This is a genomic window from Streptantibioticus cattleyicolor NRRL 8057 = DSM 46488 (assembly GCF_000240165.1).
Taxonomy (GTDB): Bacteria; Actinomycetota; Actinomycetes; order Streptomycetales; family Streptomycetaceae; genus Streptantibioticus; species Streptantibioticus cattleyicolor.
In genome coordinates this window covers 1,500,444-1,521,072 of the sequence record NC_017586.1, presented here as the reverse complement: position 1 = coordinate 1,521,072, position 20,629 = coordinate 1,500,444, and the positions used below count along the sequence as shown (strand labels likewise).

20 protein-coding genes and 1 other RNA gene are annotated in these 20,629 nt (G+C 73.4%); 13 read left to right on the top strand and 8 right to left on the bottom strand.

All coding sequences use genetic code 11. The annotated features are described in order from the left end of the window. Positions 1-7 precede the first annotated feature (7 nt). Together SCATT_RS06480 and SCATT_RS06475 are read right to left on the bottom strand one after the other, a co-directional pair. The gene (locus tag SCATT_RS06480) at positions 8-649 is read right to left on the bottom strand and encodes a response regulator transcription factor (RefSeq protein ID WP_014142158.1); all 642 of its coding nucleotides are present in this window, start codon (positions 647-649) and stop codon (positions 8-10) included. Between the two features lie 56 nt (positions 650-705). Next, positions 706-954: a hypothetical protein gene (locus tag SCATT_RS06475; protein ID WP_014142157.1), complete on the bottom strand. Its 249-nt coding sequence runs from the start codon at positions 952-954 to the stop codon at positions 706-708. A gap of 216 nt (positions 955-1,170) precedes the next feature. Here SCATT_RS06475 and SCATT_RS06470 point away from each other — a divergent pair, with 216 nt between their 5' ends. The 3 genes from SCATT_RS06470 to SCATT_RS06460 all read left to right on the top strand — a co-directional run bounded on the left by SCATT_RS06470 (position 1,171) and on the right by SCATT_RS06460 (position 2,839). After that, on the top strand, positions 1,171-2,001 hold the full coding sequence (locus SCATT_RS06470) for a helix-turn-helix domain-containing protein (protein ID WP_014627599.1): 831 nt from the start codon (positions 1,171-1,173) through the stop codon (positions 1,999-2,001). Further along, the gene (locus SCATT_RS06465; RefSeq protein ID WP_014627598.1) at positions 1,998-2,219 is read left to right on the top strand and encodes a DUF397 domain-containing protein; all 222 of its coding nucleotides are present in this window, start codon (positions 1,998-2,000) and stop codon (positions 2,217-2,219) included. The genes SCATT_RS06470 and SCATT_RS06465 overlap by 4 nt, the downstream gene beginning before the upstream one ends. Before the next feature lie 272 nt (positions 2,220-2,491). Continuing rightward, positions 2,492-2,839: a BP74-related protein gene (locus SCATT_RS06460; protein ID WP_014142153.1), complete on the top strand. Its 348-nt coding sequence runs from the start codon at positions 2,492-2,494 to the stop codon at positions 2,837-2,839. A gap of 53 nt (positions 2,840-2,892) precedes the next feature. Here the strand turns inward: SCATT_RS06460 and SCATT_RS06455 are convergent, their stop codons facing one another. Continuing rightward, on the bottom strand, positions 2,893-4,113 hold the full coding sequence (locus SCATT_RS06455; RefSeq protein WP_014142152.1) for a sensor histidine kinase: 1,221 nt from the start codon (positions 4,111-4,113) through the stop codon (positions 2,893-2,895). Between the two features lie 386 nt (positions 4,114-4,499). Here SCATT_RS06455 and SCATT_RS06450 point away from each other — a divergent pair, with 386 nt between their 5' ends. From SCATT_RS06450 to SCATT_RS06440, 3 genes are read left to right on the top strand one after another with little or no spacing between them, the layout of a single operon-like run. Next, positions 4,500-5,372 (top strand): MaoC/PaaZ C-terminal domain-containing protein, encoded by an 873-nt coding sequence (locus tag SCATT_RS06450; protein WP_014142151.1) that lies wholly within the window; start codon positions 4,500-4,502, stop codon positions 5,370-5,372. A 51-nt stretch (positions 5,373-5,423) separates the two neighbouring features. Then, positions 5,424-6,500, top strand: coding sequence for a Zn-dependent alcohol dehydrogenase (locus tag SCATT_RS06445; protein WP_014142150.1), 1,077 nt, complete (start codon positions 5,424-5,426; stop codon positions 6,498-6,500). A gap of 44 nt (positions 6,501-6,544) precedes the next feature. Further along, positions 6,545-7,486 (top strand): 3-oxoacyl-ACP reductase, encoded by a 942-nt coding sequence (locus SCATT_RS06440; RefSeq protein WP_014142149.1) that lies wholly within the window; start codon positions 6,545-6,547, stop codon positions 7,484-7,486. A gap of 103 nt (positions 7,487-7,589) precedes the next feature. Here the strand turns inward: SCATT_RS06440 and SCATT_RS38475 are convergent, their stop codons facing one another. Together SCATT_RS38475 and SCATT_RS06435 are read right to left on the bottom strand one after the other, a co-directional pair. Next, positions 7,590-7,745, bottom strand: a complete 156-nt coding sequence (locus tag SCATT_RS38475) for a hypothetical protein (protein ID WP_014627595.1) — start codon at positions 7,743-7,745, stop codon at positions 7,590-7,592. Between the two features lie 134 nt (positions 7,746-7,879). Continuing rightward, positions 7,880-9,013, bottom strand: a complete 1,134-nt coding sequence (locus SCATT_RS06435; protein WP_014142148.1) for a hypothetical protein — start codon at positions 9,011-9,013, stop codon at positions 7,880-7,882. Positions 9,014-9,385: 372 nt separating this feature from the next. On the opposite strand from SCATT_RS06435, the gene SCATT_RS06430 reads away from it, so the two are divergent. Genes SCATT_RS06430 through SCATT_RS06420 form a run of 3 tightly spaced genes read left to right on the top strand, consistent with a single transcriptional unit; the run spans position 9,386 to position 12,245 of the window. Beyond that, positions 9,386-10,246, top strand: a complete 861-nt coding sequence (locus SCATT_RS06430; protein WP_014142147.1) for a Nif3-like dinuclear metal center hexameric protein — start codon at positions 9,386-9,388, stop codon at positions 10,244-10,246. Next, on the top strand, positions 10,243-10,986 hold the full coding sequence (locus SCATT_RS06425) for a zinc ribbon domain-containing protein (protein ID WP_193789282.1): 744 nt from the start codon (positions 10,243-10,245) through the stop codon (positions 10,984-10,986). Before SCATT_RS06430 ends, SCATT_RS06425 begins: the two co-directional genes overlap by 4 nt. Continuing rightward, complete coding sequence (locus SCATT_RS06420) at positions 10,986-12,245, top strand: bifunctional RNase H/acid phosphatase (protein WP_014142145.1); 1,260 nt, start codon at positions 10,986-10,988, stop codon at positions 12,243-12,245. The genes SCATT_RS06425 and SCATT_RS06420 overlap by 1 nt, the downstream gene beginning before the upstream one ends. On the opposite strand, the gene eda is transcribed toward SCATT_RS06420, so the two are convergent. Next, positions 12,217-12,891, bottom strand: coding sequence for a bifunctional 4-hydroxy-2-oxoglutarate aldolase/2-dehydro-3-deoxy-phosphogluconate aldolase (gene eda / locus SCATT_RS06415; RefSeq protein ID WP_014142144.1), 675 nt, complete (start codon positions 12,889-12,891; stop codon positions 12,217-12,219). The two genes, SCATT_RS06420 and eda, sit on opposite strands and share 29 nt — an antisense overlap. A 166-nt stretch (positions 12,892-13,057) precedes the next feature. Between eda and SCATT_RS06410 the strand changes: the two genes are divergently transcribed. Beyond that, positions 13,058-14,419: an FAD-dependent oxidoreductase gene (locus SCATT_RS06410; protein WP_014142143.1), complete on the top strand. Its 1,362-nt coding sequence runs from the start codon at positions 13,058-13,060 to the stop codon at positions 14,417-14,419. A gap of 164 nt (positions 14,420-14,583) precedes the next feature. Continuing rightward, on the top strand, positions 14,584-15,168 hold the full coding sequence (locus tag SCATT_RS06405; RefSeq protein ID WP_014627592.1) for a PadR family transcriptional regulator: 585 nt from the start codon (positions 14,584-14,586) through the stop codon (positions 15,166-15,168). 12 nt (positions 15,169-15,180) lie between these two features. On the opposite strand, the gene yaaA is transcribed toward SCATT_RS06405, so the two are convergent. Both yaaA and SCATT_RS06395 read right to left on the bottom strand, forming a co-directional pair. After that, positions 15,181-15,960 (bottom strand): peroxide stress protein YaaA, encoded by a 780-nt coding sequence (gene yaaA, locus SCATT_RS06400; protein WP_014142141.1) that lies wholly within the window; start codon positions 15,958-15,960, stop codon positions 15,181-15,183. A gap of 406 nt (positions 15,961-16,366) precedes the next feature. After that, positions 16,367-18,310, bottom strand: coding sequence for an FUSC family protein (locus SCATT_RS06395; protein WP_014142140.1), 1,944 nt, complete (start codon positions 18,308-18,310; stop codon positions 16,367-16,369). 175 nt (positions 18,311-18,485) lie between these two features. On the opposite strand from SCATT_RS06395, the gene rnpB reads away from it, so the two are divergent. Both rnpB and SCATT_RS06390 read left to right on the top strand, forming a co-directional pair. Further along, positions 18,486-18,886: RNase P RNA component class A (rnpB, locus tag SCATT_RS35725), an RNA gene on the top strand. Between the two features lie 675 nt (positions 18,887-19,561). Next, positions 19,562-20,620, top strand: a complete 1,059-nt coding sequence (locus SCATT_RS06390; protein WP_014142138.1) for a PDDEXK family nuclease — start codon at positions 19,562-19,564, stop codon at positions 20,618-20,620. Positions 20,621-20,629 lie beyond the last annotated feature (9 nt).

Sequence of the window (20,629 nt, the reverse complement as noted above, 5' to 3'; positions counted from 1 at the left end):
CCGGGGTTCACAGCCAGCCGTTGGCGCGGGCGGCGCGGACGGCTTCCATCCGGTTGCGGGTGCCGGTCTTGCCGATCGCGGCGGACAGGTAGTTGCGCACGGTGGACTGCGACAGGCCGAGGCGGGCCGAGACGTCGGCGACGGTCGCGCCGTCCGCGGCGGCGGCGAGGACGTCCCGTTCCCGCCCGGTCAGCGGGTTGGGGCCGGCGCTCAGCGCCGCCGCGGCCAGCGTGGGGTCCACCACGCGTTCGCCGGCCAGCACCCGCCGCACCGCCGCCGCCAGTTCCTCCACCGGACCGTCCTTGACCATGAACCCCGCGGCGCCGGCCTCCATCGCCCGGCGCAGATACCCCGGGCGACCGAACGTGGTCAGGATCAGCACCCGGCACCCGGGCACCGCCTCGCGCAGCTCGGCGGCGGCGTCCAGCCCGTTGCGCCCGGGCAACTCGATGTCCAACAGCGCCACGTCGGGGCACAGCCGGCGGGCCGTGGGCACGATCGCGTCCCCGTCCCCCACCTGCGCGACGACCTCCATGTCCGCCTCCAGACCGAGGAGGAGCGCCAGCGCGCCGCGCATCATCCCCTGGTCCTCGGCGAGCAGGATCCGCGTCGGCCCCGTCAGGCGCTCCCCGTCCGCAAGATCGGTCATGCGGCCAGGGTAGACGGGACCTCGTCCGGCGGAGTCGGCGCCGCCGGAAGCGCGCGCTATCCGGCGTCGGCGCCGCGCCGGGCCCGTTCGCGGTCGGCCCTGCGCACCCGCAACAGATCCGCGCTGCCCAGCCGCCGGACGAACTCGGGGGCCACGGACCACTCCCGGCCGCCGTGCAGCGGACGGACGAAACACAACCCCATGTACATGTCCATCAGTTCTCCGACCTCACCGGTCCTGAGGTCCTCGACGATCTCCCGCCGCCGAACCTTGGCCGGCCGCCGGGACACCTGTTTGCGCCTCATCAGGCCACCCCCCGCCCGTGCGGCGGCGGGTCTATGGCCGTCCGGCCGGTGACGAGAGACAACTCGGCGGCACGGTATGCCAGTTCGGGGGAGAGCTTCACGATCGGCCCTTCCGTCTCTCGATTACTTTCCGTACCTAGAGAGTCGCCATCCGTGACTAGAATCTGAACTGTTCCCATGTCCCGAGCGCGACCTTGGGAATTGGAGGTAGCACGCATGGCACGGACCCCTCGCCCGCTGACCCCCGACAGATCGGCCCGGCACCTGTTCGGCGCCGAGGTGCGCCGGCACCGGGAGCTCGCCGCGATGAGCCTGGAGCGCCTGGCGGAGGTCGTGAAGTACAGCAAGAGCCATCTCGCCCGGATCGAGAGCGCGGAATGCATGGTCCCGCCCGATCTGCCGGGCAGTCTGGACGCCGCGTTCGGCACGGACGGGTCGTTCGGCCGGCTCTACGGGCTCGCCCGGCGGGAGATCCACCCCGACCAGTTCCGCCGCCGGATGGAGATCGAGGCCCAGGCCCGGCTCATCCAGGAGTACTCCGGGCAGATCGTGCCGGGGCTGGTGCAGACGGAGGAGTACGCCCGCGCGCTCTTCCGGACCCACAACCCCAAGGCGCCCGCCGGGGAGATGGAGGAACTGGTCACCGCGCGCATGAGCCGTCAAGCGCTGTTGCGCGCCGACCCCCCTCCGGACCACTCGATGATCCTCGACGAGGCGGTGCTGCGCCGCTCGTTCGGAGGACCCGCGGTCATGCGTGAACAACTCGCGCGACTGGCCGACCTGACCCTCACCCCCACCAGCGTCGTGCAGGTCCTCCCCTTCGAACACGGCGGACATGCCCTGATGGGGGGCTCGATGGCGCTGCTCACCATGGCCGACGGAACGCAGGTCGCCTGGGAGGAGGGCATCTCCACCGGCACTTTGCTGGAGGATCCGGGGGACGTGACGGCCCGGCAGCGGGCCTACGATCTGCTCAGGGCGTGCGCCCTGTCGCCGAAGAATTCGGCAGCGTTCATCCGGTCCGTTATGGAGGCACTACCAAGATGAGCACCCACCTTGACCTCTCCCGCGCGGAGTGGGCCAAGTCGTCGTACAGCGGAAACGGCGGAGCCAATTGCCTCGAGTGGGCACCGAAGTTCGCCCCGGCCGGCGTCGTCCCGGTCCGGGACTCGAAAGACCCGCAGGGTCCGGCGCTGGCGTTCACCACGGCCGCCTGGGCGGAATTCGTGGCCGCTGTCCGTGACGGTGAATTCCCCGCTGCCTGAGCCGTGACGGTAAGGCCGTGTCCGCTGCCTGAACCGTAAGGCCGCGACCTGAGCCCCGCTGCCCACCACCCCCGGAGCGGCGGGGCGCTCTGCTGCCCGGGGGCCGTGCGTCTGCGTGACGGTCGAACGGATTAACGTTTCGCCGGAGCCAATTCGTCAGGTCGCGCAACGGATTGCGTGTCACTCCATCGGGTAATTGTGGCTCCGCTGAACGGGCGGATACCTTCGGTGCGATCATCCGCATAATGTTATGAGGCAGGGGGGTTCCCGGCATGGCCGAAGCATATTTCGCGCTCACCCAGTACCAGGGACAGGAGTTCATCTTCAAACTCACCGACGAGGACCGGATCGCCGAGGCCCGGAAGATCCTCTCCGGCGGGGAAAAGAACAAGGTCCACGTCCACGGCCGGATCATCAAGCGCAAGGAACCCTACAACCCGGCCTGGGATTTCCATCTGGACCCGTCCACCATCAACTTCTTCGAAATCGCGATCGAAGTGTGCGACGCCAACATGCAATACGTGGAGGACCATCTCGACGAGGCGGGCGGTGCCTTTCTGCCGGGCGGCCACTGGTGTCCGTGGGATTCCCGGCTGACGCGTGAGGTGAAGCGCGGCTGACCGGGCCCGCGCGAAGCGGCGCCGGACGACGCCCGGCGCCGCTCCGGCACGTCTCACCCCGGGTCCACCGCGACCGCCGGCTCCTCCACCGGCAGCTCGGCGACCAGCCGGAAACCGCGCCGGGCGTCCGGCCCGGCGCGCAGCGAGCCGCCGGCCATGGCCAGGCGTTCGGTGAGCCCCGTCAGCCCGGTGCCGCTGCCGCCGCCCGCGCCGGAGCCGTCGCCGTCGTCGGTGATCTCCAGCCGGGCCCGGTCGCCGCCGGTGTCCACGGTGATCACACAGGAACCGGCACCGCTGTGCCGCACCACGTTGGTGACCCCTTCCCGGACCACCCAGCCCAGCAGCGCCTCGGTCTGCGGCGGCACCGGAGGACCGGACTCGCGCACCCGCGGCGTGATGCCGGAGGCGTCCAACGCCGAGCGGGCGCGGTCGAGTTCGGTGGCCAGGCTGCACTCGCGGTAGCCGCTGACCGCCTCGCGTATCTCGGTGAGCGCCTGGCGGCCCACCGACTCGATGTCGGCGGCCTGGGCCAGCGCGGCGTCCAGGTCGCGCGGGGCCAGCCGGCGCACCGCCTCCGCCTTGACGACCACCACCGACATGGTGTGGCCGAGCAGATCGTGCAGGTCGCGGGAGAACCGCAGCCGTTCCTGCGAGACCGCGGTACGGGCCAGCTCCTGCCGGGTCGCGCGCAACTGGGAGACCGCGTCGTGCAGGGTGAGGATGGCGGCGGTCACCAGACCGGAGAGCATGGTCGAGTAACCGGTGCTGACGGCGTCCCAGGTGTCCGCGCCGCGGAGCGCCGCGACGAGCCCGGCCGAGGCGCCCAGCGCCATCATGACCTGCCCGAACCGCAGACCGCGCAGCAGCGCCCCGCAGGCCAGCGAGAGCAGGATGAACAGCATGTCGAAGTTGTGGCCGAACGCGATCGCCAGCGCGTACGTCACCACCGCCAGCGCCGCCAGCAGCCGCCGCGGCAGCGGGCCCTCCTTGGTCCCGGGACGGAACGCCGACAGCGCCGTGGCCACGTAGAGGGCCACGTGGACGGCGAGTCCGGCGCCGGCCACCACCGGCGGGGTCGCCCGCTGGTGCAGGATGTCGGCGGCCGGGGCGAACGCCATCAACACCCACGGCAGCAGCGCCCGTCCGTCCGGCCGCTTGAGCCGCTCGATCTCCCGCTCCAGGCTGTAGCCGCCGCCCGCGGCACCGCGTCCGGTGAGCACCGCACGCCAGTCGGTGCGACTTCGCGCACCGGACGTCCCCCGTGGTCCCGCCATCGTTCCGTCCCCCGCCTCTCGTGGTTATGGGCGCGGTCACGGAACGGCCGCGCGAATCCATCATGCGCCCGTGCTCCGACAAGGGTGATGGCGGTATCCACAACCGGCGGGTTGTCCACAGCTGACGGTCCGTCAGTCTTCCCTGGCTCCGGTGGGATGCGTTATACAGTCCCCATCGCTGGAACGGGTTCCATCCCGCCGCGGAGACGACCCCGGCCCGACGGCCGCCGTTCCGGAGATGCCCGATCGCCCCGGTGCGGCCGACGGTGCGGACGGTCGCGCCGGGGTCCGGCCCGCCGCACCCCGGCGATCCGGACGCGGCGACCACACGAGCAGGGGAGCAGCAGCAGACCACGGCGCAGCCGACCGCGAGGGAGCAGCCGAACATGCCCATCGACGCCGTCAAGGCCACCTCGGCCGAGCCCCGCAGTACCCCCATCTCCTGGGACCACAAGGACGTCCAGCTCTACCACCTCGGCATCGGCGCGGGATCCCGGCCCGACCTCGCCGACCCGGCCACCGACCCCGCCGAACTGCGCTACACCCTGGAATCCCGGCTCCACGTGCTGCCCAGCTTCGCCACCGTCGCCGGCGGCGGCATGGCGCTCGCCGGCGGGCTGACCGCCCCCGGCATCGACGTCGACCTGGCGGCCGTGCTCCACGGCGGCCAGCGCGTCGAGGTCCACCGGCCGATCCCGGTACGCGGCAGCGCCGTCCAGACCTCCCGGGTCGCCGCCGTGTACGACAAGGGCAAGGCCGCCGTGATCGTGCTGCGCTCCGACGTCGCCGACGCCGACGGCCCGCTGTGGACCTGCGACACCCAGATCTTCGTCCGCGGCGAGGGCGGCTTCGGCGGCGACCGCGGCCCCTCGGTCCGCACCGACCCGCCCGGCCGCGCCCCCGACCGGGAGGTCACCCGCCCCATCCGGCCCGACCAGGCGCTGCTCTACCGGCTCTCCGGTGACTGGAACCCGCTCCACGCCGACCCGGAGTTCGCCCGCCGGGCCGGCTTCGACCGCCCCATCCTGCACGGCCTGTGCTCCTACGGCATCGTGCTCAAGGCCGTCACCGACACCCTCCTCGACGGCGACGTCCTGCGGATACGCGCCTGCTCCGCCCGCTTCGCCGGGGTCGTCCTCCCCGGTGAGACGCTGCGCGTGCGCATGTGGGCCGAGGCCGGCCGGATCCTGGTCACCGCCGTCGCGGCGGAGCGCTCCGACGCCCCCGTCCTGACCGACACCGTGGTCGAGCACGTCTGACACCGCGCGTCCGCACCCGCCGGACCGCCGCCCTACGGAAGGAGCCGCACCGTGCGCGCAGCCGTACTCCAGGAGACCGGCCAGGAGAAACTCGAAGTCGTCGACGACGCCGAAGCGGTGGGCTTCGGACCGGGCAAGGTACGGCTGCGGATCAAGGCCACCGGACTGTGCCACTCCGACCTGTCCGCGATGAGCGGTGTCCTGCCGCAGCCGGCGCCCTTCGTCCCCGGCCACGAGGGGGCGGGCGAGGTGGTCGAGGTCGGCGAGGGGGTCACCGGGCTGAGCCCCGGCGACCGGGTGCTGGTGTGCTGGCTGCCCGCCTGCGGCGACTGCCCGTCCTGTCTGCGCGGCCAGACCCAGCTGTGCCTGACCGGCTTCCTCAACGCCGGCACCCCCAACTACCGCCGCCCGTCCGGGGATCTGTACGGCTTCGCCGGCACCGGCACGTTCGCCGAGGAGATGGTGGTGGGCGCGGCCTGCGCGGTGCCCATCCCGGACGACCTGCCGTTCGAGATCGCCGCGCTGATCGGCTGCGGCGTCACCACCGGCATCGGCGCGGTGCTCAACACCGCCCGGGTAGAGCCCGGTTCCTCGGTGGCCGTCATCGGCTGCGGCGGCGTGGGGCTCTCGGTGCTCCAGGGCGCCCGGGCGGCCGGCGCCGCCGAGATCGTCGCCGTGGACCCGGTGGCCGCCCGCCGGGAGGCCGCGCTGCGGTTCGGCGCCACCGAGGCGGTCGAGCCGGACGGGCTCGCCGACGCCAAGGGCAGGCTCACCGGCGGCGAGGGGTTCGACTACGTCTTCGAGGTCGTCGGCCGCTCCGCCACCGCGCGCACCGCCTACGAGACCACCCGGCGCGGCGGCACCCTGTGCGTCGTCGGCGCCGGCGCCATGGACGACTTCCTCAAGCTCAACATGTTCGAGCTGTTCTTCGACGAGAAGCGCATCCTGCCCTCCCTGTACGGCGGCGGTGACGTGCTCCGCTCCTACCGGCGCGTCATCCGGCTGTGGCGGGCCGGCCGCATCGACCTGGCTTCCCTGATCACCCACCGGGTGCGGCTGGAGGAGGTCAACGACGCCCTGACGCAGATGCGCAGCGGGGAGGCGCTGCGCACCACCATCACCATCTGAACCCGGACACGAGCCGACATCCGACCGACCGACGAGGGGCCGCCATGGTGCTGCACGGAAGGACCGCGATCGTCACCGGGGCCGGGCGCGGCCTCGGCCGGGCCGAAGCGCTCGAACTCGCCCGGCTCGGCGCCAACGTCGTGGTCAACGACTTCGGACAGCCGGGCCGCGACGGCACCGGGGCCGCCTCGGCCACCCCGGCCCAGGAGACCGTCGCCGAGATCACCGCGGCCGGCGGCACCGCGGTGGCCCACCACGGTGACGTGGCCGACTTCGAACAGGCCCGGGCGCTGGTGCGGCTGGCCCTCGACCGGTTCGGCTCGCTGGACATCCTCGTCAACAACGCCGGCATCCTGCGCGACCGGATGGTCTTCACGATGGAGGAGGAGGAATGGGACTCGGTGCTCCGGGTCCACCTCAAGGGCCACTTCAACACCATCCGGTTCGCCGCCGCGCACTGGCGGGAACGGGCCAAGTCCACCGGTGAACCGGTCGGCGCGCGGATCGTCAACACCTCCTCGGAGGCGTTCCTGGCCGGCTCCGCGGGCCAGCCCAACTACGCCGCGGCCAAGGGCGGCATCGTGGGGCTGACCACCTCCACGGCCGCCGCCCTCGCCAAGTACGGGGTGACCGCCAACGCGATATGCCCGCGCGCCCGCACCCGGATGACCGAGGACGTCTTCGCCGCCTTCCAGGCACCGGCCGCCGGGCTCGACCCGCTCGCCCCCGAGCACGTCGCGCCGCTCGTCGGCTACCTCGCCTCCCCGGCCGCCGCCCGGATCACCGGCCAGGTCTTCGTGGTGCACGGCGGCATGGTCGCCCTGCTGGACCGCCCCCGGGTCGCCGCCCGGTGGGACACCGCCAAGGACGCCTTCTCCTACGCCGAACTCGACGACACCCTCACCCCGTTCTTCGCGGCCCGCGAGCCGGGCGAGACGTTCGCGGCCACCGAGGTGCTCGGGCTCCGCCGCGGCCAGGGCGGCTGACTCCGTGGTCAGGTGCCCGCGCCGGCTACCACGACACGGCGGCCGGTGCGGGGCGTTCCCCCGCACCGGCCGCCGTGGACGACGTGCCTGGTGACGTGCCGGCTCAGCCGTTGTCCTCCGGGCGCCGGTGCTTGCCGTGCGCGGGGATGTCGGTCTGGTCGGCGGAAGAGGCAGAACCGCGGTGCTTTCCGCCCCCGGCGCCCAGGGCGGCCGGCTGGTGGGCGCGGTCGTCGGCGGTGTCGGTACGGGCTTCGGACATCAGGAGTCTCTCCGTCGGGATCGCTTGTGGGGTTGGCCAGTCGGGGCGGACCGCACCGGACGGTGCGTCTACACCAGCCGCCCTTGGCTCACCGTCGTGGCCGGGCTGCCCGGCTGCGTAGCCCTTGGCGAAGTCTAACGGCGGACAAGATCCACCGGCCAGGAGGGGCCGCGCCCCACGGCGGCCAGCGGGGCCTGCTGGAGCGGCATCACCCGGCGGCCGGACCGCCCCGGTTCCGGCCCCGGTTCCGGCGCCACCGGGAAGGCCAGCTCCTGCGGGCCCAACTCCCGCACACCGCACGGTTGTTCCGGCGCGGAGTACGGCAGCCGCAGCCGGTCCGGCGAGGACCACCGGACACCACCCGGCAGCCAGCCGGGCGGCGTCGGCAACGGCAACGTGGCACGGGCGTCCGGCCGCCACAGCACCGCGCTGTCGCCGACCGCCAGCACCACGGCGCACTCCCCGGGGGTCAGCGACCGACCGGGCTGCGCCGCGAGCGGGGTGATCCGGTCCTCCTCCGGGGAACCGCGCAGCGCCTCGGGGAACCGCACCGGCTGCCGGCTGCCCAGCACCCCCCAGCCGATCCGCTCGCTCCCGGGGGCGTCGCTGCGCACCAGCAGCAGACCGCTGTCGGGGTCGGCGAGCAGCAGCCGGTCGTCGCTGTCCTCGGTGATCTGGAGCAGCGGGGTGACCTCCGCGGTGGCCAGGTCCACCACCACCGTCTTGGTGCGGCCGTCCGCCTCCCGGTCCAGGGCCAGCAGCCGTCCGGCCCGGTCCAGCCAGACCCCGCCGGTGCACCGGCCCGGCACCCGGGCGCGGGCCCGCGGGCCGCCCTCGTCGTCCGGGTCCACCAGCCACACCGTGGTGGCCTCCGCGGTACCGGTGAGCGCCCAGACGCCCGGGCCGGGCGGCGGCGGCAGCAGCACGCCGTCCGGCCCGGGCAGCGAACCCAGCGGTAGCTCGCCCGTACCCGGCCCGGCCGGATAGAGCAGCGCGAGATCATGGCGCGCGGCCACCCGGCGGCGGATCAGCACCCGCCCGTCCGCCATCGGCACCACCTGCGCATCCGGCTCCTCCGGCTGGTTCCCCGGCAACGCCACGGCGTACGGCTCCGGTCCGTCCATCGTCCAGCGCTCCGGGTACCAGCAGCCCTCCCCGGCGTCGGCCAGGCACGCCGCGTACCCGCCCCCCGCCGCCACCGTGAACCCGCGCCGCCCCACCACCGGCGCCCGCACCCCCGTGCCGTCCGCCAGGACACAGGCCGTCATGGTGACCTCACCTCCGCCACCAGACGCTAGCTTTTCGCACTTCCAGCCGAACAAGCCGAGTTGAGCGCATTCACCCGTTCGTGTGGCCCCCACCCCATTTCCCGCCGTTCGGGCGTCGGTGTGTGCGTATCGGGTCGGGGGGTCCCTTGTCGCCGTGACGAGTGGACAGCCCTCGGCGCGGGCGAGGCCCAGCCGTCACCACCGACGTACCCCCGCCCGCACCCGCACCCGCGCGAGGCCGTCACCACCGACGCACCCCCGCCCACCCCGAGGCCGCCACCGCCACGGCCGGGAACGCTCGGCGGGCGGGGCCGCGGCGGGCGGGGACATCGGCCTGGGGGGTGTACGCATGCGGGGGGTAACCTTCCACACGTGCCCAAACTGTCCGACGTCATCGCCGCGCTCGAAACCCTGTGGCCCGCCGAGCGGGCCGAGCAGTGGGACGCCGTGGGCCTGGTCTGCGGCGACCCGGACGCCGAGGTGAGCCGGGTGCTCTTCGCGGTGGACCCGGTCCGGGAGACCGCCGAGGAGGCCGTGCGGATCGGCGCCGACCTGCTGGTCACCCACCACCCGCTCTACTTGCGCGGCACCACCACCGTGGCGGCCACCGGGTTCAAGGGCCGGGTCGTGCACGACCTGATCAAGCACGACATCGCGCTGCACGTGGCGCACACCAACGCCGACCGCGCCGACCCCGGGGTCTCCGACGCCCTCGCCGCCGCCGTGGGCCTGCGCATCACCGGTCCGCTCGTGCCGGACGCCACCGACCCGGCGGGCCGCCGCGGCCTCGGGCGGATCGGCGAGCTGCCGGCCCCGCTGACCCTCGCCGAGTTCGCCGCGCAGGCCGCGGCCGGGCTGCCGGCCACCGCGACCGGGCTGCGGGTGGCCGGCGACCCGGAGCGCACCATCCGTACCGTCGCGGTCTGCGGCGGCTCCGGCGACAGCCTCTTCGACGAGGTCAGGCGGGCCGGGGTGGACGCCTACCTCACCGCCGACCTGCGCCACCACCCCGCCTCCGAGGCCTGCCAGCACGGCGGCCCGGCCCTGCTGGACGCGGCCCACTGGGCCACCGAGTGGCCGTGGTGCGAACAGGCGGCCGGACAGCTCGACGAGATCTCCGACCGGCACGGCTGGGCCCTGCGGACCCATGTGTCGCGTCGGGTCACCGACCCGTGGACGCTCCACGCCCCTTCCCCGATCGACCCCCATACCCCATCAGGAGCCCCAAGCTGAACGCCGCGCCCGCCGACCAGATCCGACTCCTCGAGGTCCAGGCCCTCGACCTGCGCCTGGGGCAGCTGGAACACAAGCGCAACAACCTGCCCGAGCACGCCGAGATCGAGCGTCTGAGCGCCGACGCCAAGCAGGTCAACGACCTGCTGGTGGCCGCCAGGACCGAGGAGAGCGACACCGCCCGCGAGCAGACCAAGGCCGAGCAGGACGTGGACCAGGTGCGCCAGCGCGCCGCCCGCGACCAGCAGCGGCTCGACTCCGGCGCCGTCTCCTCCCCGCGTGACCTGGAGAACCTCCAGCGCGAGATCGCCTCGCTCGCCAAGCGCCAGGGCGACCTGGAGGACGTCGTCCTGGAGGTGATGGAACGCCGCGAGAAGGCCGCCGAGCGCGCCGCCGAACTCGCCGAGCGGCTGGCATCGGTGCGGGCCAAGGTCGCCGAGGCCGAGGCACGCCGGGCCGCCGCGCTGGAGGGGATCGACACCGAGGCGGCCACCGCCGCCAAGGAGCGCGAGGTGGTCGCCTCCGCCGTCCCGGCCGACCTGCTGGCCCTCTACGACAAGCTGCGCGCCCAGTCCGGCGGCGTCGGCGCGGCCAAGCTCTACCAGAAGCGCTGCGAGGGCTGCCGGCTGGAACTCAACATCACCGAGCTGAACGACGTCCGCTCGGCCCCCGCCGACGCCGTCGTCCGCTGCGAGAACTGCCGGCGCATCCTGGTGCGCACCCCGGACTCCGGTCTGTGATGCGCAAGTTCGTCGTCGAGGCCGACGGCGGGTCCCGGGGCAACCCGGGACCCGCGGGCTACGGTGCCGTGGTCTTCGACGCGGAGACCGGCGAGACGCTGGTGGAGGCCGCCGAGTACCTGGGCACCGCCACCAACAACGTCGCCGAGTACCGCGGCCTGATCGCCGGACTGCGGGCCGCTCACGAACTCGACCCCGAGGCGCGGGTCGAGGTGCGGATGGACTCCAAGCTCGTCGTCGAGCAGATGTCGGGGCGCTGGAAGATCAAGCACCCGGGGATGCGCCCGCTGGCCGCCGAGGCCCGTACCGCGTTCGCGCCGGAGCGGGTCACGTACCAGTGGGTGCCGCGCGCCCGCAACAAGCACGCCGACCGGCTGGCCAACGAGGCGATGGACGCCGGCAAGCAGGGCAGGCAGTGGCAGCCCAAGGACTCCGGCACCGTGGTGCGCGAGGAGACCGGGGTCGCCCGGATCGCCCCGGCCACCGCCCCCGGGGACGCCGCGGCCGGTCTCGCCGCGGCCCGGGCCGCGCTGCGCGGGGCCACTCGTCCCGTCGACGCGGTGACCGCGGCCGAGGAGACGGCGCGCGAACCGGTGGCCCCGCCGGCCGCCCGCACCGCCGCGCCCGATCTGGGCACCTCCACCACATTCGTCCTGCTGCGGCACGGCGAGACCCCGCTCACCCCGCAGAAGCGGTTCTCCGGCAGCGGCGGGGGAGACCCCGAGCTCACCGACAAGGGCCGGTGGCAGGCCGAGCGCGCCGCCGAGGCGCTGGCCGCCCGGGGCAGCGTCCAGGCCGTCGTCACCTCCCCGCTGGCGCGCTGCCGGGAGACCGCCGCCATCGTGGCCGGCCGCCTCGGGCTGGAGGTGGTGGTCGAGGACGGGCTGCGCGAGACCGACTTCGGGGCCTGGGAGGGGCTGACCTTCGCCGAGGTACGGGAACGCCACCCGGCCGACCTCGACGCCTGGCTCAACTCCGCCAAGGCCGCCCCCACCGGCGGTGGCGAGAGCTTCACCACCGTCTCCCGCCGGGTGGCCGCCGCCCGCGACCGGCTGCTCGCCCGCTACCCGGGGATGACGGTGCTGCTGGTCAGCCATGTCACCCCGGTCAAGACCCTGGTCCGGCTCGCGCTCGGGGCGCCGCCGGAATCGCTGTTCCGCATGGACCTGTCGGCGGGCTCCCTGTCGGCGGTGGCGTACTACGCGGACGGCAACGCCTCGGTGCGGCTGCTCAACGACACGGCGCACCTGCGGGGTTGACGCCGGGGGCCGAGGGCCCGGGAGCGGCGGCGGGGGTCAGCTCCGCCGCCGCCCGGGCCAGTCGTTCCACCGCCGGCCAGTCCTTGGCGCCCACCGCCGACCGCGGCAGCATCCAAGAGCCGCCCACGCAGCCCACGTTGGGCAGCGCCAGGTAGGCGCGGGCTCGTCCGGCGTCGATCCCGCCGGTCGGGCAGAACCGCGCACCGGGCAGCGGGCCGGCGAGCGAGGCCAGATAGGCGGCGCCGCCCGCGGCCTCGGCGGGGAAGAACTTCACCTCGCCCACCCCTCGTTCCAGCAGCGCCATCACCTCCGAGGCGGTCGAGGCGCCGGGGAGGAACGGCAGCCCGGTGGCGGCCATGGCGTCCAGCAGCCGGGGCGTCCACCCCGGGCTCACCAGGAACCGGGCCCCCGCGTCCGCCGCTGCCCGTGCCTGCCGGGGCGACAGCACGGTCCCGGCGCCCACCACCGCCTCCGGCACCGCCGCCGCGATCCGCTCGATCGCCGCCGTCGCGGCCGGGGTCCGCAGCGTCACCTCGATCGCCGGCAGCCCGCCCGCCACCAGCGCCCGGGCCAGCGGCACGGCGTCCGCCACGTCCTCCAGCACGACGACGGGGAGCACGCGGGCGAGATCCAACACGGACGTCATGGCGTCATCCTGACCCCGTCCGCCACGTTGCGCAACGATCATTGCACATACTGCAACACCCCTCTCTGACCTGCGAACGCCGCGGGGCTTGACGGTCAACGCGATAGCCATAATATGACTAGAGAAGTTATGGCTATATCGCGTCCCTCGGAAGGGATCCGTCACCATGCCCAGCCCCTCCTCCACCCGGCCGCTGCGCGTCGCCGTCGTCGGCGCCGGCTTCGGCGGCCTGTGCCTCGCGCACCACCTCAAGCGCTCCGGCATCGCCGTGGACGTCTACGAATGCGACCGCACCCGCGCGGACGGCCTCCACGGCTACCGCGTCGGCATCGACCCGGACGGCAGCCGGGCCCTCAAGGCGAGCCTGCCGCCCGACCTGTTCGCCACCTTCGCGGCCACCTGCGCCCGCGCGCCCCGCCGGATGACGATGGTCACCGAGAAACTCGGCACCCTCCTCGACATCCCCTTCGACCCCGGCGCCGACCCGGGCGAGGCCGAACACTCCGTCAGCCGCATGACGCTACGTCAGGTGCTCCTCACCGGACTCGAGGACGTCGTCCACTTCGACAAGGAGTTCACCCACTACGAGCGCCACGACGACGCCACCGTCACCGCCCACTTCGCCGACGGCACCCACGCCAACGCCGACCTGCTGGTCGCCGCCGACGGCGCCAACTCCCGCGTCCGCGCCCAGTACCTGCCGCACGCCCGGGTGACCGACTGCGGCATCGTCGGCCTGACCGCCAAGGCCCCGCTCACCGCGCGCACCCGCTCCCTCGTCCCCGCGCACGTCGCCGAGGGCGTCGGACTGATCGTGGCGCCCAGGGGCTTCAACGGCATCCTGCACACCATGGAGTTCAACTGGGATCGCGACGGCGTCGTGAAGAACGGCATCGGAGGCAACGACGCCGAACTCATCGCCCGCTGGCCCGGCCTGCTCTACGACAACACCCGCGACTACATCAACTGGGGCATCTGGGCGGCCACCGACAAGTTCCCGCCGGACGTACGACGGCTGCGCGGCCAGGACGTCGTCGACCTCGCGCTGCGGCTCACCCCGCACTGGCACCCCGACCTGCGCACCCTGATGACGCTCTCCGACTCCTCCTCGGCCTTCCCGCTCGTCATCCGCACCTCCGAACCGGTGGCCCCCTGGAAACCCGGCAACGTCACTCTGCTCGGCGACGCCATCCACACCATGACCCCGGGCATGGGCGTCGGCGCCAACACCGCGCTGCGCGACGCCGTACTCCTCGGCCGCAACCTCGCCGACCACCACGCCGGCCGCCGCACCCTGCTCGACGCCGTCGGCGACTACGAGGAACGGATGCGCGACTACGCCTACCCCGCCGTCCTCGCCTCCCGCGAGCGGATGACCGGCGACGCCATCGTCCACAAGCCCGTCGTCGGCGCCCTCGCCCTGGTCGGCCAGCGCACCATGCTCCGCGCGGTCAACCGCTTCCCGGCGCTGAAGCGCAAGTTCACCGAGCGCATGGCGGACAGCCGGGGCGCGGGACGCGAGGGGTGAGCGGGGCGGGTGGGGCGCGGGGGATCGGTGCGCGGCGCATACCATCGGCGCCGGTGCCGTACGCGGCGTACCACCTCCGCGTACGGCACCCGCGACACGCGTCCGTACGCGTTCGCACCCGCCCGTTCCGCACGTTCCGCCCGTCCCGTCCGAGGAGTCCACCGATGGCCGGCCCCGCCTCCGCAGCCCCACGCAGATCACCGCTGGCCATGGCCGTGCTGCTGCTCCTGGGCATCGAGCCGCTGCACCCCTACGGACTGCGCCGGCGCATCCACGACTGGGACAAGGACCGCGTGGTCAACGTCACCCAGCGCAACTCCGTCTACCAGACCGTCGAACGGCTGGAACGCGCCGGACTGATCACCCAGGTCGGCACCGCCCAGCAGGAGAAGCGCCCCGACAAGACGCTCTACCGCACCACCGAGGAGGGCGCCGAGACCGCCCGGCGCTGGCTGCTGGAACTGCTCACCGAACCCGTGGAGGAATACCCCTCCTTCCCCGCCGCCCTCGCCTTCCTCGGCGTCCTGCCCCGCGAGACCGTCCTGGCCGCCCTGCGGGAACGCGCCCGTACCCTGGCCGAACGCCTCGAACGCGAGGACGCCGAGGTCGCCGCCGCCATCGCCGCCCTCCCCGAAGGCCACCTCGAACCGGTCAACCTCATCGAGTACGACTACCTGCGCACCATGTGCTCCGCCGAACTCGCCTGGCTGGAGCGGGCGATCGAGGGGTTCGCCGCCGAGCCGGAGTGAGCCGCCCGCGCGTCACACCTCGGTGACCAGGACGTCCAGCCCGCCCGCCGCCGGCGCCTCCACCGTGAAGCCCAAGTCCCGCCAGGTGTCGGCGAGTTGGCCCGCGTCGCGCGGATCGGCGCCCTCGGTCAGCAGGGCCCGCACCAGACGGCCCTTGGTCGCCTTGTTGAAGTGGCTCACCACCGAGCGCTTCTCCACACCGTCCACCACGCGCACCTGGAGCACCCGCACCGTGACCGTGCGCCGCGCCACCTCCCCGGTGGGCTTCCACGCCGCCGCGTACGCCGCCGACCTCAGGTCGAGCACGAGCCTGTCCCCGGCCACCTCCGGCATCACCTCGGCCATCGGCCCCCGCCAGTACGCGCCGAGCGCGCCGAGGCCGGGCAGCTTGACCCCCATCGAACAGCGGTAGGCCGGCACCATGTCGGTCACCCGCAACGCGCCCCACAACCCGGAGAAGACCAGCAACGCCTCCTCCGCCCGCCGCCGTGCCGCCGCGTCCAGCGTCGCCAGCCCCAACGCGTCGTACAGCACCCCGGTGTACAGCTCACCCGCCGGCATCGTCGGCGCCGACCGCAACTCCGCGTTCCGGGCCACCTCCCCCCGCAACTTCGCGCCGAGCCCCAGCACCTCCATCGCCTTGCCCTCGTCCCCCCGGCACAGCTCGACCAGCTCCGCCAGCACCCTCTCCCGCGCCCCCCGCAGCCCCTCCACCGACAACCCGCCCACATCCAGCACCCCACCGGTCCCCCCGGTGGCCTTCCCCTCGGACGGCGGCAACAGGACGAGCACGGCAGATCTCCCTCGGACGGCCTCGTAGGAAACGACGACTGAGCCCCAAGCGTACGGGTGCCGTTCCCGGGACCGGGGACGGCCCGGTAACGGAGGGCTTGGCTGCGTGGCCGTGCGGCGGCGCTCCACCACGGAGGGCGTTGGCGTTCGGCGCGCAGCCGGGCCCGGGTGCGCGGCTGGACGGGGGTGTCCGGACCCACGGGGGGTTCACGTCCCCGGTTGCCGGGCCGGCGCGGCCGGGGTTGGTGTGCCGACTCGGCCGGCACGAGAGTGCCCGGCCGGGCCGTCCGCGACGCGCCCCTGGCGGGAACAGGCTGCGGATCCGGGCGTCCGCGAGCGGGCCCACGACGGCCGTGACGTGCTCCTCCCGGCGGGGGTGCGCACGGGCACGGGGGCGGGCGGGGCGTCAGGCGGCTTGCGCGGTGGCGGCGGCGAGGCGGCGGGCTTTGCGGAGGCCCGCGGTCACGTCGGCGAGGGTGGGGCAGCCGGCCACGGCCGGGGCGGCGGGGAGGGGGACGGGCGCCGGGGGACGCCGGGCGGCCACGGCTTCGGCGAGGTCGGACAGGCCGGCCCGCAGCCGGTCGGCGAGCGCCGGATCCGGCTGGGCGGCGCCCAGGTCGAGCCGGACCCCGCAGGCCGTGGCGGCGTCCACGATCTCCTCCAGCGCGGTGACCACCGGTGCCCACGCCGCCAGGTCGCGGCCGAAGGGCGGATGCTCCGCACCGGCGACCTCCACCGCCCGGCGGGCCTCGGCCAGCGCCCGGTACGCCTCGCGCCGCAGCCGCAGCCGTACCGGGTAGGGCGCCTCGGCCGCCAGCACCCGGTCGAGGTGGTCGCGGGTGGCCCGCACCGCCAGCGACAGCCGCACCGACACCTGCGCCCGCGGACCGCCCAGCCCCGGCAGCGCCCCGGCCGCCAGCACCACCGCGCACCCCAGCAACGTGTCCACCAGCCGCGCGTACCCCGCCCCGGGGTCACCGCCGAGCTGGACCAGCGCCAGCAGCAACGGCGTGAGCACCGCGGTCTGCGTGGCGAAGTGGCGTACCGACACCGGTATCAGCGCCGCGCACACCGCCGCCACCCCGACCGGCCAGGCCCCGTGCGGGCCGGCCACCGCGTCCAGCCCGGCGAACGCGGCGACGCCCACCGCCGTGCCCAGCGCCCGGCACACCGCCCGCGAGAACAACGGACCGAGATCCGGCTTGACCAGGAAGGCGGCGGTCGCGGGCAGCCAGTACCAGTGCGGTTCGGCGAGCCACCGGGCCAGCACGGTGCCCACGCCCACGCAGAGCGCCACCCGGGCCGCGTACTCCCGTCCCGCCGAGCCGGTCAGCCGCCGCAGCCGTTCGCGCCATCCGGGCCCGACCGCGCCGACCGCCGGGGCCGGCTCGCCGTCGAAGACCCGCGCGGCCAGCAGAACGGCGCGGTGGGCGGCGAGCCCGCCCGGGGTCGACGGCGCCGGCGCCGCCAGCGGACCGGGCGGCCGGCCGGTGCGTATCGAGCGGGCCAGCAGCGCCGGGGTGCGGGCCACCCGCGACGGAACCCGGGTGCCCTCCCACAGCAGGGTGAGCGCCGCCTCGCTGAGCGCGCCCGCCACCGCCAGCCGGTCCCGCAGCAGGCGTTCACCGGCCGACGGGCGCCGCCCCGGCAGGCGGTGCACGTACAACGCCTCGTAGGCGGTGTCGTACGCCTTGGTCAGCCGCCGCCGGGCCGTCGTCCGTCCCCGCTCCGTGCCGACGGCGGCGAGGAGCGCGGCGAGCGCGTCGTAGACCGCGGCGACGGCGTACCGGTCGTCGGGGAGCGCGGCGCCGTGCCGACGGCGGGGCAGCAGCCGGGGCAGCAACGTGGCCCACAGGATCACCCAGCCGGCACCGGCCAGCAGCAGCGCGGCCCGCACCGGCGGGGATATCGGCAGCGGCATCCCGGCCCCCACGATCGCCAGCACCACCAGCTGCACACCGGCGGCCGAGCAGACCGGGCCGATCGCGCTCACCGCACCCGAGACCAGGCCCACCACGGCCAGGCCGAGGGCGATCCACATCCCGATGCCGAGCCCGCCGAGCCAGGCCCCGGCCAGCAGCCCGAGCGCCCCCGCCAGCGCGGGCAGCCCGATCCGCACCACCCGGGTGCTCCGGGTCGCCGGAACATCGTTGACGTGCGCGAACATCGCGCCCAGCCCGGCCATCACCCCCATCGCCGGACGCCCCGCGGCCACCCCCGCGCCGAGCACCGGGCCGACCCCCAGCGCCCCGCGCAGCACCGCACCCCACGGCACCGGCCCGGCCACCCCGCGCAGGCCACGCACCGGATGCGTCAGCCAGTCGGGAAGCGCGGGCCGGAAGCTGTACAAGGTTCCCCCTCGTCGTTCGATGCGATGCCCCTGCGGCATCGCGTACGTACGGTGAACGTACAGCGGCAATGAGGACATTCCGTAACCAGAGTGTTTCACCCGGATGAGTGAACACATGTGCGACCGGCCCGGCGTTGCGCGTTCCGTTCATCGACTACGATGGCGACACGGCAGACGAGCCGAGCGGGCGGTCGCGTCGGGGTCATCGACCCCGCCGAGGAACGTCCGGGCTCCACAGGGCAGGGTGGTGGGTAACGCCCACCCGGGGTGACCCGCGGGACAGTGCCACAGAAAGCAAACCGCCAGGGCCGCAAGGCACCTGGTAAGGGTGAAACGGTGGTGTAAGAGACCACCAGCGTCCGGGGTGACCCGGACGGCTCGGTAAACCCCACCCGGAGCAAGGTCAAAAGGGAGCCGCCCCGGCGGCTCCTGCGCGGACGACCGAGGGCTGCCCGCCCGAGTCCGCGGGTAGACCGCACGAGGCCGGCGGCAACGTCGGTCCTAGATGGATGGCCGCCGCCCGGCGGGCCGCGAGGCCCCCGGGCACAGAACCCGGCGTACAGCTCGACTCGTCTGCCGCTTATGGCTCTGACTTGGGGATTTACTCGGGTCAGGGCCGGTTTGGCAGAGAGAGGGTTCCTGCTTCTACTGCGGTTGCCCGGGAGCCCCCGCGTGATCGTGCAACGGTTGTGAAATGGGGGAGCGGGTGGCGGGGCGCGACACGCCTCGTCGGACGGGTTGCCGAGCGAGTGCTGCGCAGGTTCGAACCGTGGCAGGATTCGAACCTGCGCACGCGGCTCCGGAAACCGGACAGTTCCCAGGCGTTTTTGCACGTCAGGTGCTTACATGACGGCCGTTAGGCGGCCAGGGCGCCGCGCGTCTCCTCGAAGCGATCATCAACTACGACATCAGCCACTGGCCGACCGAATTCGCCCGCCACAACTATGTGAACGTCGAACAGAGGCGCAGCGCACTGGACCGAGTCGCCGCCGAACGCGCCCTGGACGGTGACCCCCACGCTGCTCCACCGCTACCGCAAGGTATTCGCCATCGCCCCGGAGGAACTGCGTGGCACTCTGTCCATGATGGTGGACCTCGCTACGGTCGTGGAACTCAAGACGTCGACTGACCTCCCGCGTGGCCAGGTGGCACACGAGGCCAGTTTGCTGCCGAGATGAAGATGGGCGAAGGGGGGCGGTCGTCCGGTGGGATGATCGGGCGGTCACCGCCGAGCAGGGGAAGGAATAGCCAGTGGTCAAAGGGTCCGCGCTGCGCGGCTACCTGTTGGAGGAGGCACTCGCCTGGCTTCTTCGCTCGTCCGGTTACCGCCTGCTGGTGCATGGAAGCCAGGATCCTGAAGAGCTGGTGACCGACGGGTATACGCTGCGAGTGCGGGGCCGGGGTGCGCTGCATCAGGTCGACGCGTTGGGGGAGTTCGCGTTCACGCCGGCGTTCTCGATGCCGGTGCGGCTGTTTCTGGAGGCGAAGTTCTACCAGCAACCCTGTGGGCTGGAGATCGTGCGCAACGCCCATGGCGTGCTGCACGACGTGAACGAGAACTTCATGATGCACGCTGGCAAAAGGCCGCAACAGCGGTACCAGTACGCGTACGCCCTGTTCTCGACGAGTGGGTTCACGGCGGATGCACAGAAATACGCATTGGCGCACCAGATCTCGTTGGTGGACATGTCAGGTGCCTCGTTCGCCTGGCTGCTCGGGGCGATCGGTACCACAGCGTGGACGTTGGAACAGGAGCAGAAGCATCTCGATGCCTCCGAAGCGTTCCCGGTGACGTGGATGCGTACGGAGCTGCGCAAGAAATTGGGGACCTGGACGGCGTCGCCGACGCTGCTGCCGACGGTGGCTCCTGACGCAGGCAGGTTCCGGACAGCGGCTGTGGCGGCGATCGAAGGCTTCGTTGCCGCGCTGCGGCAGAACAATGAGGCCGAGCTGCTGCTGGGCTTTCCCTCGGCACCGTTCATTTTGCCGTTGGCGGTAAGCAATCACCTGGCGTTCACGGCCTACGCGGATGTCCGGCCTGATCACGCGGTGCGCATTCGGCGCCGGGGCAGCGGCGGTTCGGCGGAGTGGACACTGTCGCCGTTGGGTGAGGAAGACGCCTACGAGCTGGCCTTCAAACTGCCGGAGCATGTGGAGGAGTGGATCAGCGACAACGACAGCAAGGAGCGGCTGCGCACGCTTGAGGTGAAGGAGCAGTTCCTGTCTGTGATCACGATCTACCGCATGAATGGCGGCGGGGTGCGGGCCTATCAGTTGCGCTATGAGGCGGGTTCCCTCTCCCGCTTCTGAGCCCGGTGG